Source organism: Enterococcus sp. FDAARGOS_553, assembly GCF_003812305.1.
Classification (GTDB): Bacteria; Bacillota; Bacilli; order Lactobacillales; family Enterococcaceae; genus Enterococcus_D; species Enterococcus_D gallinarum.
The window spans coordinates 3096505-3111597 of sequence record NZ_CP033740.1 but is presented as its reverse complement, the minus strand read 5'-3'; the positions used below and the strand labels follow the sequence as shown (position 1 = coordinate 3111597).

13 protein-coding genes and 1 pseudogene are annotated in these 15093 nt (G+C 33.3%); 12 read left to right on the top strand and 2 right to left on the bottom strand.

Translation table 11 applies throughout. The annotated features are described in order from the left end of the window. Window positions 1-59: 59 nt before the first annotated feature. Window positions 60-1006, bottom strand: a pseudogene (locus tag EGX73_RS15370) (L-lactate dehydrogenase). 159 nt (window positions 1007-1165) lie between these two features. Further along, window positions 1166-2635, bottom strand: coding sequence for a helix-turn-helix domain-containing protein (locus EGX73_RS15365; protein WP_029486610.1), 1470 nt, complete (start codon window positions 2633-2635; stop codon window positions 1166-1168). 728 nt (window positions 2636-3363) lie between these two features. On the opposite strand from EGX73_RS15365, the gene EGX73_RS15360 reads away from it, so the two are divergent. The 12 genes from EGX73_RS15360 (at window position 3364) to EGX73_RS15305 (ending at window position 15049) form a co-directional block, all read left to right on the top strand. Continuing rightward, entirely contained in the window at window positions 3364-4227 is an 864-nt protein-coding gene (locus tag EGX73_RS15360) for a hypothetical protein (RefSeq protein ID WP_123867064.1), read from the top strand. A gap of 27 nt (window positions 4228-4254) precedes the next feature. After that, window positions 4255-5187 carry an LCP family protein gene (locus EGX73_RS15355; RefSeq protein WP_029486612.1) on the top strand — a complete coding sequence of 311 codons (933 nt, stop codon included), beginning with the start codon at window positions 4255-4257 and terminating at the stop codon, window positions 5185-5187. A 15-nt stretch (window positions 5188-5202) separates the two neighbouring features. After that, on the top strand, window positions 5203-5982 hold the full coding sequence (locus EGX73_RS15350) for a YveK family protein (protein ID WP_005470963.1): 780 nt from the start codon (window positions 5203-5205) through the stop codon (window positions 5980-5982). 11 nt (window positions 5983-5993) lie between these two features. Then, window positions 5994-6698 (top strand): CpsD/CapB family tyrosine-protein kinase, encoded by a 705-nt coding sequence (locus EGX73_RS15345; RefSeq protein ID WP_029486613.1) that lies wholly within the window; start codon window positions 5994-5996, stop codon window positions 6696-6698. Between the two features lie 20 nt (window positions 6699-6718). Further along, window positions 6719-7483, top strand: a complete 765-nt coding sequence (locus tag EGX73_RS15340) for a tyrosine-protein phosphatase (protein WP_123867063.1) — start codon at window positions 6719-6721, stop codon at window positions 7481-7483. A gap of 12 nt (window positions 7484-7495) precedes the next feature. Next, on the top strand, window positions 7496-8440 hold the full coding sequence (locus tag EGX73_RS15335; protein WP_123867062.1) for an NAD-dependent epimerase/dehydratase family protein: 945 nt from the start codon (window positions 7496-7498) through the stop codon (window positions 8438-8440). A gap of 43 nt (window positions 8441-8483) precedes the next feature. Further along, window positions 8484-9086 carry a sugar transferase gene (locus EGX73_RS15330; RefSeq protein ID WP_253764173.1) on the top strand — a complete coding sequence of 201 codons (603 nt, stop codon included), beginning with the start codon at window positions 8484-8486 and terminating at the stop codon, window positions 9084-9086. Beyond that, entirely contained in the window at window positions 9087-10211 is a 1125-nt protein-coding gene (locus EGX73_RS15325) for a glycosyltransferase (RefSeq protein ID WP_123867060.1), read from the top strand. A gap of 17 nt (window positions 10212-10228) precedes the next feature. Next, window positions 10229-11260 (top strand): glycosyltransferase family 2 protein, encoded by a 1032-nt coding sequence (locus tag EGX73_RS15320; protein ID WP_113849509.1) that lies wholly within the window; start codon window positions 10229-10231, stop codon window positions 11258-11260. A 13-nt stretch (window positions 11261-11273) separates the two neighbouring features. Beyond that, a complete protein-coding gene (locus EGX73_RS15315; RefSeq protein ID WP_123867059.1) occupies window positions 11274-12395 on the top strand; it encodes a hypothetical protein in 1122 nt (373 codons plus the stop codon). A gap of 1 nt (window position 12396) precedes the next feature. Beyond that, a complete protein-coding gene (locus EGX73_RS15310) occupies window positions 12397-13356 on the top strand; it encodes a glycosyltransferase family 2 protein (RefSeq protein ID WP_113849511.1) in 960 nt (319 codons plus the stop codon). 256 nt (window positions 13357-13612) lie between these two features. Next, window positions 13613-15049: an oligosaccharide flippase family protein gene (locus EGX73_RS15305; protein ID WP_123867058.1), complete on the top strand. Its 1437-nt coding sequence runs from the start codon at window positions 13613-13615 to the stop codon at window positions 15047-15049. Window positions 15050-15093 lie beyond the last annotated feature (44 nt).

Sequence of the window (15093 nt, the reverse complement as noted above, 5' to 3'; positions counted from 1 at the left end):
GGTGGACAAGATACGCTTTTTTATTTAGTGGGTAAAAGCATCATCTAGAAAAGCTCGTTTCATTCCTGCAACTGTGCCTGCATCGTTTTCAATGTTTGGATGGAATCGTACATTTGTTGTTGCTCGGACTCATTGAGAGGCATTTCAATAATTTCGCGAATGCCTTGACTATTGACGATTGCAGGGGAACTAATACAGACATCGGTTGCTTGATACTGTCCCTCTAAGTGTACAGAAACCGGCAGAACTGCATGTTCATCGTTTAAAATACTGCGGGTGATCCTAGCCAGCGAAATTGCTATCCCATAATGTGTCGAACCTTTGGCAGCAATGATGTCATAAGCGGCATTTTTCACTTTTTCTGCAATCAGGCCGAGATCTTGCTCCGAAAAACTTGGGTGTTTTTCCAGCCACTCGTGAACACTTAAGCCACCAATATTGCCATGGGACCAGACTGGAAATTGGGTATCACCATGTTCCCCTAAGACGTAAATCTGAATATCCCGTGGATCAATGGTCAACTGCTCGCCAATCGCATTACGCAAGCGCGCACTATCAAGCGCGCACTATCGAGAGAAGTTCCAGAACCAATCACTTTGTGAGCGGGAAAGCCAGTGATTTTTTTGACATAGTGAGTCAAAACATCTACTGGATTACTAGCAATCAAGAAGATCCCTTGAAAACCGCTAGCAATAACAGATTTCACGATCTTTTTCATGATCTGAGCATTCTTTTTCGTCAAATCCAGTCGTTTTTCATGGGGCAGCTGTGCTGCACCAGCGGTGATCACTACAAGATTTGCATCTCGACAATCCTCATAATCAGCAACGTATAGTGTTTTTGGACCAACATATGCCAAGCCATGATTTAAATCCTGAATATCACCCGCTGCTTTTGCCTTATCTAAATCAATAATACCAATTTCATTGCCAATCCCTTGAGCGACTAATGCAAAACTGTAACTCGAACCTACATCCCCATTTCCGATCAGAATGATTTTCTCCATGAAAGATCCTCCCAAATTTGATTCGACTTAAATACACCTAAACTGTATCAAAGAACCAGAAAAAAGAGTATTGATACGTTCTCAGGGGCGTTGCTGTCTTATAATTAGGGAAGCAATAGACGCTTAAGAGCACTTCCCCTGTCATAATCGGAAGTGCTCTTAAGCATTCATATGAGGATTGAGACATTTGGCTAGCTTATTCCAGTCATTTTTGTCAGGGAAAGTTTTAAAAATCAAACAATCAATGTCATTAGCATAATCGGAAACATATTCTGTGTAATTTGTTACCACGAGATCAATGTGATTCATCATTAAATAATCAGGTGACAATTCATTTGAATCAGGAAAGAAAAAGTTTTTTGAGCTATGCAAGTAATGCATCGATTTGCTTTTTAAATACTGACAGAGAATATATGAGCCTTCAAATAAGAAAGCAACATTTTTTTTGGTATGCCAATAAAGCGATTTGATAGATTCCAAATAGATCGTCAGACTGGCACTTAAATGGGATAAACTCTTTTTATTCCAAGTAGCAACAGCTAATGGATTTTCTGTGAGAAAATTCCGACATTTTTGATAAGACTCAGGAAACAAGCGCTGGGCGTAAAGATTGACATCGGCAATATTATGATTCAACAAAGGGGAGAGCAACTGTTTGATTTTGGCTACGGTAAAAAAAGATTCGATCAAGATATGATCGCGGGAGGAATTTTTGGTTTCAGGAATACAGGTAGCTACAAAATCACTGGCCAGCTGAGTGATTTCTGCCCACTGATTGTATTTTTGGCAGAAGACTTCCTCACCAGTAACGTCATTAATCGAACGCCGGCTCCAAACCAACAGAAAGAGATAGAGAATCTCTTCTTGGGGAAGTCTTTGTTGGTAGTGTTCAAAGATATGCTGATTGATTTCCGCAAATTCTTTGAAATCTTCTTTAGTTGAAAACAGTTTGCTGATTTTTTTTGGTAGTTTCACTGTGTGTCCCCCGCAATAGCGCTCAAGGGTTATGTACAAATAATAATTGAGCTCTCCAAATGAGCAGGCTTGCTTGTTGGTTCGCTGGCAGTCAGAAAAAGCTTTGACGGTGATGTCGTGAATCGCAATAGGGGGAAAGATCGTGTGTGCCGTGATTTCTGATTCATAATAAAAATCATGAAAAAATTTACGGATATCCATTTCATCACCAATGAATGTGATTGGGTTATAATCTAGCTGCAAGTGGTAGTCGCGAAGAACAGGTTGTACTTTTCTCAAGTAACGAAGAACCGTACTCTCAGAGATATGATACCTTTCTGCCCATTCTGAAGAACGCATTTCTTCATGCTGAAAAATACTCTCGACAATATGGAAAAGAATCTCGTCAGTAATCAGTGCTCGTTTCGCTGCGAGGTACTTCGCCGGGTTCAATACGGTGAAAATATAACCCTTGTGGGACGAATCGATATGGAGGGCATCCTTGAAATGGGACTTCATGTCTGTGATATCAGTCACAATCGTTCGCGTCGTACTTGAGGAAGCCTTTGCCAGTGCACGAGTAGAGCAAAGCGGCTCTAACTCAAATAAGTCGAGAATGCGCATCCAACGGATCGTTGCAGTATTCGTAACGAATTTCATCTGAAGCTCTCTCACTGGTGTGCTCCTTTCATTTTCCAATTAAAGAATTGAATCTGTCTATAGCTATCTTAATGAAGTTAGAATCGCAATAACAAATCACGTATTTCATCAAGCGGTGAAAAAATTGACATGAATTGCCGATAAACCATTCTTTTGCAGTCACTTATTGGCAAAAAACCAGATGAAAAAGAACAAACACCTTCCCATTTCAAAGAATAGAATATTGAAAAATAAGGTGGTTTATAAAAACAGATCAAAGCGAGCACTTAAAAATAGAAAATTAAATGAGTAAAAAATGGTTTTTTCAACTATTTAAATTATTTAATTACTAGATTGAAAAAAGACTCAAAAATAATTGCAAACATCCAAGAATCCTTTAAGAAACAAAATCGTGATTTTCTCGTTGTTCATGATGCTAGTTTTATTACAAGGGATACACCTTAACGAATGCCTAAATAAAGATGAAAAAGAGAATGAAATTATTTTAATGAAAAAATTGATCGTCAGAAATTAAATAACAAAATATATAGTTTTTAGTGTTTTTTTATATAAAAGAAATCGCTGTTTTATTCAAGTTAAATCACAATTTTTGCAAAAACATTGTTCTTAATGATGTAAAAACTTGGTAAATTACCTTTATTTAATTTCAATTTTCTCTTATAATTAACTAGAATTGAGCAAATTTGCTTTTCTTGATTGAAAAGATAAATTTATAAAGCACAAATAATTTAGGGAGTGTGTTCATGGGAAAGCCGTTACTTAAGACTTTGACCGTTGTGGCAGTCGGTGTTGGATCCGTTGCCATCTGTTTGGTTGGATATCGCCAGAACAATCAGCGACAATACCAGCAGCGGGTAGAATATGCGCAAACTGCGATCGCCAGTGAGACCGACAGTATTGCATCATTGAAGAAGGAGGTCGCAAGCCTTTATCTCAATGAGGATCGAACATTCTTAAAAGCGGGCATCACCGCTGATGATATCAGCCAGCTCGTCGGAAAGTTGTCCATGATCAAAGTATCTGGTGAAGAATACGGCATCGAAGAGAATGCATTGCCGGCAGATGCCAAAGAGATCCAAAAGCAGAAACAAGCCATTGACGATGAATTGAAGGATATCGAAGCAAAGCAAAAAATCCAAGAAGCAACCGATAAGCTCTTCAAGAAAGGCGTCTCCAACTGGCAGAAAGCCGAAAATGACGTCATCATCAAAAAAGATCTGAAAGAGACTGACGTTGGCAGCATTCGTGAAAACTTGAATTTTTTTGAGGATGACAAATGGACAGCGTTAGTGAAAGAATACCTTGGTTTTGCAGATGCGCAGCTTGATCGCGTGACAAAACTGCAAAAAGAATTTGATCGTATGCTCAAAGACGATAAAGTGACGGATGCAGTGACCTACGAGAACTACTTATCAGCCGTTGACAGCATCAGCAAAATTCGCAATAAAGACTTGAAAGAAAAATATACCAAGCTTGCAGAAACCGTTGCTTCACAAATGGGCTATGCTGGTTATTACGGTAATACAACAGATACGGCAACGACTGGTGATGGCTATTCAGATAGTATGACGGATAGTTCAGAGACAGATTCAGAATCCTATTATTGATAGGAAGAGCCAACTGGAGGAATAATTATGTCAAAAGGAAAAAAGATTTTTTTGATTATTTTTGGAATCGTTGCAGTGCTCGTGATCGGTGTGGTAGGAATCGGCGCCAAGTTATACATGGATCTATCCGGTTCGATCCAAAAGACCTATGAATCAGTGGAGCGTTCACAAGATGAAAAGAAACGGGAAAATCCTGTTGATTTAAAAAAACAAGAGTCCTTTTCAGTTCTATTGATGGGGATCGATACTGGGGACTTGGGACGTGTCGATCAAGGCCGTTCAGATACGATGATGGTAGCGACGGTTAGTCCAGAAGATCAACAAACAACGATCGTTAGTATTGCTCGGGATACTTATGTGGACATTGTCGGTCATGGTACGAAAGACAAAATCAATCATGCCTATGCATTTGGTGGTCCTGCAATGTCGATGGATACCGTGCAAAAATATTTAGATATTCCAGTAGATCATTACATCTCAATCAATATGGCCGGTCTGAAAGAATTGGTAGATGCCGTGGGAGGCATTGAGGTCAATAACGACCTGACTTTTAGTCAAGACAATTATGATTTCACGATTGGAAAAATCACTCTAGATGGCGATCAAGCATTGGCGTATTCCCGTATGCGGCATGAAGATCCCAATGGCGATTATGGCCGTCAAGAACGACAACGCAAAATCGTTGAGGGAATTGCTAAGAAAGTGTTGAGCTTTGATGGCGTCAGCAAATACCAAGATATCTTGAGTGCTGTCGAAAGCAATATGAAGACAGATATGAGTTTTGATAATATGCGGACGATTGCATTGGATTATCGGGATGCTTTCAAAACGATCAAACAAGATCAACTTAAAGGGGAAGGCTTCATGCAAGATGGCATTTCCTACCAACGGGTTAGTGAGGAAGAACTGAATCGAGTTCAAACAGAACTGAAAGAACAATTAAATCTTGAGAATGAATAAGAAAGTGGAGAAGAAATGGAAGAAACAATTAGCTTAAAAGAGATATTTGAAGTCTTGCGAAAACACTTGGCTTCAATCATTATTGCCATGTTTGCCGGCTTGGCACTTGCAGGAATTGCAACGTTCTTTGTGATCACACCAAAGTATAGTTCACAAGCCCAATTGATCGTGACACTGCCGCAATCGGAAACCGCAAATGTCAATGATGTCAATACCAATCTGCAAATGATCAATACGTATAAAGACATGATCGTCAGTGACTTAGTATTGAACGAAGTCAAAGATCGTCTGGAATCAGAAAGCAATGTCAAAATGACGGCTGGAGAGATCAAAGATGCGATTGCCGTCAATCAGTCACAAAATTCCCAAATGTTTTCGATTCAAGCAACCAACCCGAATGCGGTGACTGCCCAAAAAATTGCCAACACCACAGCACTAGTCTTTCAGGAAAATGCCAAAGACGTCATGAATGTGGACAAAATTTCCATCATTTCAAGTGCTGTTGCCAGCACATCACCGGTATCGCCAAATAATAAATTAAATTTGGCTATTGGATTAGTGCTGGGGCTGATGGTCGGTGTCGGACTTGCTTTCTTATTTGAATTATTAGATCGTACCGTAAAAGACGACAAATTTGTTACCGATACGATTGGCTATACGATTTTAGGGACTGTACCTCAAATGTCGCAAAAAGAATTAAATGCGACGATCCAAAAGAAACCAACAAGACCAACTTTGAAGAAACCAACGAATGACAAAACGACGGAATCTCGTCGCAGCCGTTCGAGAGTATAGGAGGAAGAGACATGGCTAAACAACAAGAACGTAAAGGGATCCAAACCCATGCAGTAAGTCTGATCACTTTAGTGGATCCTTCTTCTCCTATTTCAGAACAATATCGGACGATTCGAACCAATATTCAATTTGCGTCTTCAGCGGATCAACAAATAAAAACATTAGTCGTCACTTCTTCGGGACCAGGCGAAGGCAAATCGACCACATCTGCTAACCTAGCAGTGGTCTTTGCAAAATCAGGACAACGAGTATTGTTAGTGGATGCAGATATGCGGAAACCCACCGTCCACAAAACGTTTAATTTACTGAATAATGTGGGCGTTAGTACAGTTTTGAGCACTTCAACGAATCTAGCTGAGGCAGCCCAACAAACAGTGATCGACAATCTCTCCATTTTACCAAGTGGTCCTAAACCACCAAACCCTTCGGAATTATTGGGATCATCTAGAATGAACCAAGTGATGGCGGAAGCAAAGAAACTCTATGACATCGTGATTTTTGATATGCCGCCAGTAGTGGCAGTAACGGACGCCCAGATCATGGCGTCCAAAGCAGATGGGACGATTCTCGTTGTGCGCGAAAATGTTTCCCGCAAAGAGCCATTAACAAAGGCAAAAGAATTATTGAATATGGTGCAAGCTCGCGTATTAGGGGTAGTCTACAACGGAGCAGAGAATAACAAAGATTCAGGCTATTACTATTATTACGGGAATTAATGAATTAGGAGACGAACGAAATGATTGATTTACATTGTCATATTTTACCTGGTATCGATGATGGTGCCGAAACGATGGAAGCAAGTATTGCGATGGCCGAGAAAGCCATCAGTCAAGGAATCACTCACATCCTGTGTACCCCACATCACAATAACGGGAAATATCACAATCCAAAATCTGACGTTATTTCGTTGGTCTCTTCTTTGCAATCAGAATTAGACCAGCGAAATTTGCCGTTGACCGTATTAGAAGGACAAGAGGTACGGATAACAGGAGATTTAATTGAGGATATTCGTAATGATGAGATTTTATTTACGGATCTGGACGATACGTATATTTTGATAGAATTTCCTACCATGGAAGTACCAACATATTCCAAACAAGTCTTTTTTGAGTTGAAGAGTCTTGGAAAGACACCAGTTATCGTGCATCCAGAGCGAAACGCCTATTTTAGAAAAAATCCAAATAATTTGATTCCATTCCTAGAAATGGGGTGTATAGCACAATTGACAGCTCCAAGCTATATGGGAGTCTTTGGAAAAGACATTCAAAAAACGGCCAAATCAATGGTTGAATACAATTTGGTTCAGATGGTAGCTTCAGATGCTCACGGAGTCAAGAAACGGACTTTTTATATGAAAGAGGCTTATGAGCAAATCGCCAAAGATTTTGATCCAAATAAAGTGGCTTTAATGAAACAAGTGGCGAAAGATTTGATAAATGGAGATCAAATCGATTATCCAGAATACACAATGATAAAAAAGAAAAAGTTTGGGTTATTTTAGGGGGCTTAGTTTATGACTTATTTTATAACAGGTGGAGCTGGGTTTATTGGTTCATCACTAGCAAATTATGTTCTATCCATTGGTGAAAGAGTGGTAGTAATTGATGACCTTTCAATGGGGAAGAAATCTAATTTGTTGAAACATGAAAATTTAACTTTTATTGAAGGCTCGGTGACTGACTATGATTTAATGGAAAAAATATATAAGGACTTTAAATTTGACTATATCTTCCATTTAGCAGCAGTAGCTAGTGTAGCTGATTCAATTTTGAGACCTATTGAAACACATGAAGTAAATTACATTAGTGTGTTGAGGAATATAGAACTGTTAAAGAAATATCAAAAATATATTTCTAGAGTTGTTTTTGCTTCCTCAGCTGCAATTTACGGAGATGATCCTATATTACCTAAAAAGGAAACTTCTCGAATTATACCGTTAAACCAATATGCAATTGATAAATTTGCTTCAGAAAGAACCGTCATTAATGCGTATAAATTATATGGTATAAAAACTTCAGCTGTTCGCTTTTTTAATGTTTTTGGTAAAAATCAAAATCCAAATTCACCATATTCTGGGGTTATTTCAATATTAATGAAGAATTATTTTGATTGTTTAAATGGAAAAGAATCTCATTTTAAACTTTATGGAGACGGAAATCAGAGTCGGGATTTTATCTATGTTGAAGATGTTATAACTGCGTTAATGTTGATATCACAGCACAAAGAATCAGTAGGTCAAGTTTATAATATTGGAACTGGGAAAGAAACATCTCTAAATCAGATAATTAATTTTTTAGATAATGTTTACTCAATAAACCTTCCAATAGAATATATGAATAAACGAATAGGAGATATTGAAAAATCCGTAGCAGATATATCGAATCTAAAAAAACTCGGTTTTTCTTGTCAATTTTCAACGTTCGAAGGATTAAAAGATTTTATTCAGAAAACAAATTAAAAAAGGGGAACTAATTGTGGAGTGTAATAGGAAAAGTGAAAGTGTGAGAAGAATAAAAAATAAAAAAATAGTATATCGAATAAGTAAACGAATTTTTGATATTTTATTTTCAATTGTTATTGGTATAACTGTTTTTCCAATTGTTTTTGTTTTTTGTATTTTAATACTTATTGAAAGTCCTGGGTCCCCAATTTATCAGCAAAAAAGGGTAGGATTAAAAGGTAAAGAATTCACGCTATACAAATTACGATCAATGAGAAACAATGCAGAAATTAATGGAGCACAGTGGGCAGATAAAAATGATAAAAGAATTACCGGTATTGGAAAGTTTATTCGAAAAACTAGAATTGATGAATTGCCTCAATTAATAAATGTATATAAAGGTGAAATGAGTTTCATAGGACCAAGACCAGAGAGAAAAATCTTTATTGATGAGTTCTTAAAAGCAATACCAGATTTTAATGATAGATTACTTGTTAAACCTGGTTTAACTGGATGGGCACAAGTTAATGGAGGTTACGAAATAACGCCTCAAGAAAAATTAGAACTTGATATGTATTATATAGAGAATCGATCATTCCTTTTAGATTTGAAGATTATTTTTAAAACAATCAAAATTATATTTACTGGTGAGGGAGCAAGATAAATGTGCAAGAAGATTCTAATGGTTGCTACTGTAGACCAGCATATAAGACATTTTCATTTACCACTTATCAAAAAACTTTCAGAAAACGGAACAGAAATTCATGTTGCTGCCAGAGGAGAAGAGAAATTTGCTAAGGTATCGAAAAAATACTCTATACCTTTTGAAAGAAGTCCTTTTAAGTTTAATAATATTAAATCGTTTTTTTTATTAAAAAAAATTATAAAGAAAGAAAATTATGATGTTATTCATGTAAATACACCCGTTGGTGCTACTATTGGGAGACTTGCAGCTATATCATTTCTGCGGAAAAGCCCTAAAATAATATATACAGCTCATGGCTTCCATTTCTTTCAAGGAGCGCCATTATCTTTTTGGCTTATTTTCTTTCCTATAGAATATTTACTAGCAAAAATCACAGATGTAATCCTTACTATGAACAGAGAAGATACTTTGATTGCAAAAAAATTTTTTGGAAAAGAAAAAATTATACAAATTAACGGTGTTGGTGTAGATAAAAAAAAGTTTCATAAAACCACTAAGCAAGAATACCTAAGTGCAAGAAAAAGATTAAGTATAAAAGATAATGATATAGTGCTACTATATGTAGCAGAAATATCTGAAAGAAAAAATCAACGATTAATTATAGATATTATGTCGGATGCTGTAAATAATATTCCTAATTTAAAATTATTTTTACTCGGTGAAGGTTTGCTTTTTCCAGAAATTCGAGAGTTAATAAAAGAAAAGCATTTAAACAATGAAATTATAATGACTGGATATACAACTAGCGTTTCAGAATATTTAAAAGCAGCTGATATATACATATCTACTTCATTACAGGAAGGATTGCCGATAAATATAATTGAAGCAATGTTTACAAATATTCCATGTCTGGTTACAGGTTGTAGAGGAAATGTTGATTTAATTGAAGGATATTCTAATGGTAAAATAATTGCTTTGGATCAACATGTAAAAGAAAATTTTGTGCAAAGTTTGAATGAATTTGTTAATAAATTAGAAATTACTAATAAATTTATTGAAACAAGTAATGACGAAATTAATAAATATGACTTAGAACAGGTAACTAATGTACTATGGAAAATCTACAAAAATAAGTTGTTCTAAATCTATAAGGAGATAAAATGAAATCAAAATTAATTAGCATCGTGATCCCTTGCTATAATTCTGAGTTATACATTAGTAGAACCCTAGAATGTGTCTATAAGCAAACTTATAGACCACTTGAAGTTGTTATCATTGATGACGGTTCAAATGATCGAACTATAGATATAGTGAATCAATTTTTTGCAAGCCATGTAGATACTAAAATATACTCAAAAATAATTAAAAAAAATAACTCTGGAGTTTCAAATTCAAGAAATATAGGTATAAATATAGCTAAAGGAGAGAATATTTTCTTCTTAGATAGCGATGATGTTATTCCTCCCACATATATTAAAGCTCTCTCAGATAATATGAAAAATTATTATAGCGTAGTGTCTACCAATATGAAAAGGTTCGTTCAAGAAGAGAATATCGATTTTACTGAGAACAATCCCTTTGAGAAGAAAACTATTGCAGGTAACTCCAATATTTGCAGTTATTTTCGCCCTTTTTTCAATAAGTATTATTTTAACTCTGCCTCCAACAAGTTGTATAACTTAAATCTGATTAGAGAAAATAATATTTGGTTCAATACAGACCTAGATATGGGAGAAGATTTATTGTTTAATATATCATTGTTGCCATATATAAAAACATGGATTGTTCTTGACGAGGTATATTATTACTATAGAATAAATTTTCAGTCATTAACCTTTTCTTTTAGAGAGGATTATTTAGAGAAAAGATTTTTACTAATTGATTCTATTAGAAGGAGTCGTACATCGAGTTTTATTACCTCTAGAGATTTAAAAAAAGAAGAAATTAAAGCAATGTATTCAAACTTGATAATGCTTAATAATCATTCGAGAAAAATATCACGAAACAAATTGGATAAGGAAATAAGAAAAAGTAACCAGCTTATGAAAAATAAGATAACAATTAAGCAGTTGAAGGAAGTATCTTTGATGTTCAAATTTATGGGATCAATGTTATTTCTTCCTAATTTTATTCTAAATATATGGATTTCTTTAATTACATTTTTATGGAATACGAAAATGAAATCCAAATAGAAGGAGATATAAATTGAAAATGTATTTAGATTCAACTCAAAGACTTAATTTGTGTTCATTTTTATATATGATAGCAATGTTGATACTAGGCAATCCCTCTTTTAACTCAAATGCAATAGTAAATAATTTGAGTATGATATTACAAATCTTTGTACTTGTAATTCTTTTCTGTAATTTTATTGTAGGAAAACATATGATATACCAATGGATCTTTGTTATATTTGGGATATCGATCGTTATGCTTTCTACTTTTTTTTCTGGAACATCAACATTTCTCTTTTTTAGTCTTTTTTTTATTGGAGCATTTAATATAGATATTCATAGTTTTCTTAAAAATGATCTCAAAATAAGAATTTTTATGCTATTATTAATTTTTAGTCTTTTTCTTATTGGTGTTTTTCCAGATATGATTTCTTACCGAGGTGACATTATTAGACACTCTCTAGGTTTTAGGCATCCAAACACTCTGGGGGCATTTATCTTTTTGATCTGTTTCGAAATATTATTAGTGAATTGGAACAATCTTCGTTTCAAACACTACTTTATTAGTATAAGCCTGCTTTTTCTTAATAATTATATTAATAATTCTAGGAGTTCTCTACTTACAGGAATTGTAATTATATGTTTTATTTTCTTGATTAAAACTTTCCCCTCATTTTTGAACAATTCAATTGTAAAAAAAATATTGTTAATCAGTCCTTTTATAATAATAAGTATAATTCTTCTCATTGTTACTAAAGAAAAGATAGGGCCACTAAACTTTGATAAACTTAATTTGTTGTCTTCTGGACGTATTAGCCTTTATAAATCTATATATAATTATTATGGGGTAGATATTTTTGGACAACAATTACCGACTCTTTCAAAAGAGTTTGCAGAAAGATATTTTCTACAATATCATATATTAGATAATGTTTATCTCACATTGCTTATTAATTATGGCATCGTAGCTATTTCACTCTCTGGCATAATAATTTTCAGTATACTGAGTAAAGCTATTAAAGATAAAAAATACATATTTTTAGTAGTGGTTGTTTGTTACCTTATATTTGGGATAACAGAAAATACACCTTTACATCCAGAAATAAGTATTTTATGGATTATATCTAGTATATATTATAAAGGAGAGGCGTAAAATGAGTAAAAAAATAGATGTTTCAATAATAATACCAATGTATAACGTGGAAGATTACGTAGAAAGATGCGTTGAGTCAATAAAGTCACAAAAGTTTACTAATTATGAAGCTATATTTATAGACGACGGATCTACAGATTTGACAAATAAAACTTTTTCGGAACTCTTATTAGACACAAGATTTAAATTATATACTAAGAAAAATGAGGGGAGCGGCCCTGCAAGAAACTATGGTTTAAATATTAGTCAAGGTGAGTATGTTTATTTCATGGATCCTGATGATCAGATTAATGAAAACTTATTAAGCGAAAATATACCTTTAATTAAAAATAAAAATGCAGATATATTGATTTTTGGCTATCAACAGTTTGATTTAAATAATAATAAAATAACTAATTTTATACCTACTGAATTTAAATATGCTATAAACTCGGCTGATTTTCAAAAAAGTCTAAATGATATATATTTAGAAACAAGCATTCATGCTGTTTGGAATAAGATTTATAAAAAAGAATTTTTACAAAAAAATGATTTTTTGTTTTCCAACCTTTCTACTGCTCAAGATGCTAAATTCAACTGGGAAATTTTTAGAAAAGTAAAGAGAGCAATTATAAATAATAATAGTTATTATATGTATTATTTGAATAGAGAAGGCTCGGCTCGTACAAAATATAGTTCTAATACTTTTTTTAATGAAATAGAAGTGCTGAAAACTATGGAAGATACTGTGAATAATTGGAGATGTGAAGAAAAATTTAACTTCATAGTTAATAGCTATAAAATAAATATCATTAGAAATGAGTTTAAGAGCATAAAAAGAAGTGACATTGTAGGATATTCACATATTTTAAAAAATGGAGTGTATAAAGATGTGTTGAACATAAAGTATAGTGAGCTTTCAACACTTAAGGACAAAATCAAACTATTTTTGATAAAGTCAAATTTAATTTCTTATGTTTGACTTCGTTTTTTGTTTGTAAATAAATTTCTCAAAATAAAAAAACACGAAATATTTAGTTCAAATCATTCAATGAGAGTGTTGTAATAACTGTTTGCGTAAGAATAATTTGTATAATAATATAAAAGATAAAAAAACACGGATGTACAAACCTAAATAATTTCTTTGGTAACCAAAGATAATTCAGTGAATAATTTTTTGAGCAAGAGAGTTATCTTGTATAAGAAATAATTAATTATGAATAATAGAAAGGTTTAATATGAGTACTTTAAAAAAAAATTTTTTTTATCAATCGTTATTTCAACTAGTAAAAATTTTGATTCCAATTATAACGATTCCTATTATTTCGAAAGCATTAGGTCCAGGTGGTATTGGAGCCTATAATTATACTTTCTCTATTGTTCAGTACTTTGTATTATTTGCTGGACTAGGTGTAGCAACTTACGGCAATAGAGAAATTGCTATATCTTGGCAAAAAAAAGAGAATTTTTCAAAAACATTTCTTGAAATTTTTATTTTTAAAGCTGTTATAGCAATTTTATTAGTGGCTATTTACTTTATATTGATATTATTCCTTCCCTATAAGATTATTTTTCTTATACAAGGTATAAATATTATTTCAGTTATCTTCGATGTATCCTGGTTTTTTATGGGGATTGAAGATTTTAAAAAAACTAGTATAGTAAGCTTATCGATCCAAATTGTTAACTTTGTTCTGATAATAATTTTTATAAAAACACCAGATGATTTGGGTATGTACACTTTTTTTCAGTCAATGTCCAATTTATTATCTCAATTTTTTATACTTGCATTTCTGAAAGATTATATTCGGATTGAAAAAATAAAATTCAGCGATTGTTTTAAACATGTTAATGGGTCAATTAAATTCTTTATACCTCAAATTGCTATTATGTTTTACACAAATATAAATAAAACCCTTTTAGGGGTCTTTTTGGGAACGACTGCAGTAGGATTTTACACCAATTCTTTACAAATAAATAATGTATTTATCACTGTTATTACTACGCTTGATATTGTTTTGTTACCGCATATGAGTAGTTTATTTGCGAAAGATAATATTGATCAAATCATAAAATTAATTAGGAAAACAATTAATCTCCAACTATTTTTTTCTATTCCTATAATGTTTGGGATACTAACTGTCTTTGATAAATTAGTTCCATGGTTTTTTGGTGAAAGTTTTCTATTTATTAATAAGGTAATACCACTATTTTCAATACTAGTAGTTATTATACCCTTAGGAATGTCTGTTTCACGTCAATATCTTATGCCCATTGGCGAAATCAATGTATATAATAAATCAGTTTTGATAGGTGCCGTAATTAATATTCTTTTTAATGTTTTGCTTATCCCTTCCATAGGATTTTTTGGTGTAGTAGTATCAAATATTTTGGCAGAAGCATTTGTTACCTTAGTTAGAGTCTTATCCTTTTGTAAAAGTACCAAATTTAAGTTTGATTTTAAAAAAATAGGGATTTATTTTATATCAGGAGTAATTATGTGTGCTTTTACTAGATATCTAACAAATTCCTTGAAAGCTACTATGATAACTAATGCAATACAAGTGGTAATTGCTGTCCCAATTTATTTTGCTTTAACTTCACTTTTTAGGGCAAATCCGTTATTTAGTTATGTAAATGCGAGAAAGATAGATAAAAATCCAAATAATGAATAACTTTTAATTTTTTCCTACTTAATGATATTGGTTGAATCAAAAAA

Excerpts from the sequence above, each read along its gene's own strand:
- EGX73_RS15355 (WP_029486612.1), top strand. The coding sequence starts at position 4,255 with ATGTCAAAAGGAAAAAAGATTTTTTTGATTATTTTTGGAATCGTTGCA.
- EGX73_RS15335 (WP_123867062.1), top strand. The coding sequence starts at position 7,496 with ATGACTTATTTTATAACAGGTGGAGCTGGGTTTATTGGTTCATCACTA.
- EGX73_RS15345 (WP_029486613.1), top strand. The coding sequence starts at position 5,994 with ATGGCTAAACAACAAGAACGTAAAGGGATCCAAACCCATGCAGTAAGT.
- EGX73_RS15340 (WP_123867063.1), top strand. The coding sequence starts at position 6,719 with ATGATTGATTTACATTGTCATATTTTACCTGGTATCGATGATGGTGCC.
- EGX73_RS15360 (WP_123867064.1), top strand. The coding sequence starts at position 3,364 with ATGGGAAAGCCGTTACTTAAGACTTTGACCGTTGTGGCAGTCGGTGTT.
- EGX73_RS15350 (WP_005470963.1), top strand. The coding sequence starts at position 5,203 with ATGGAAGAAACAATTAGCTTAAAAGAGATATTTGAAGTCTTGCGAAAA.
- EGX73_RS15310 (WP_113849511.1), top strand. The coding sequence starts at position 12,397 with ATGAGTAAAAAAATAGATGTTTCAATAATAATACCAATGTATAACGTG.
- EGX73_RS15320 (WP_113849509.1), top strand. The coding sequence starts at position 10,229 with ATGAAATCAAAATTAATTAGCATCGTGATCCCTTGCTATAATTCTGAG.
- EGX73_RS15305 (WP_123867058.1), top strand. The coding sequence starts at position 13,613 with ATGAGTACTTTAAAAAAAAATTTTTTTTATCAATCGTTATTTCAACTA.
- EGX73_RS15325 (WP_123867060.1), top strand. The coding sequence starts at position 9,087 with ATGTGCAAGAAGATTCTAATGGTTGCTACTGTAGACCAGCATATAAGA.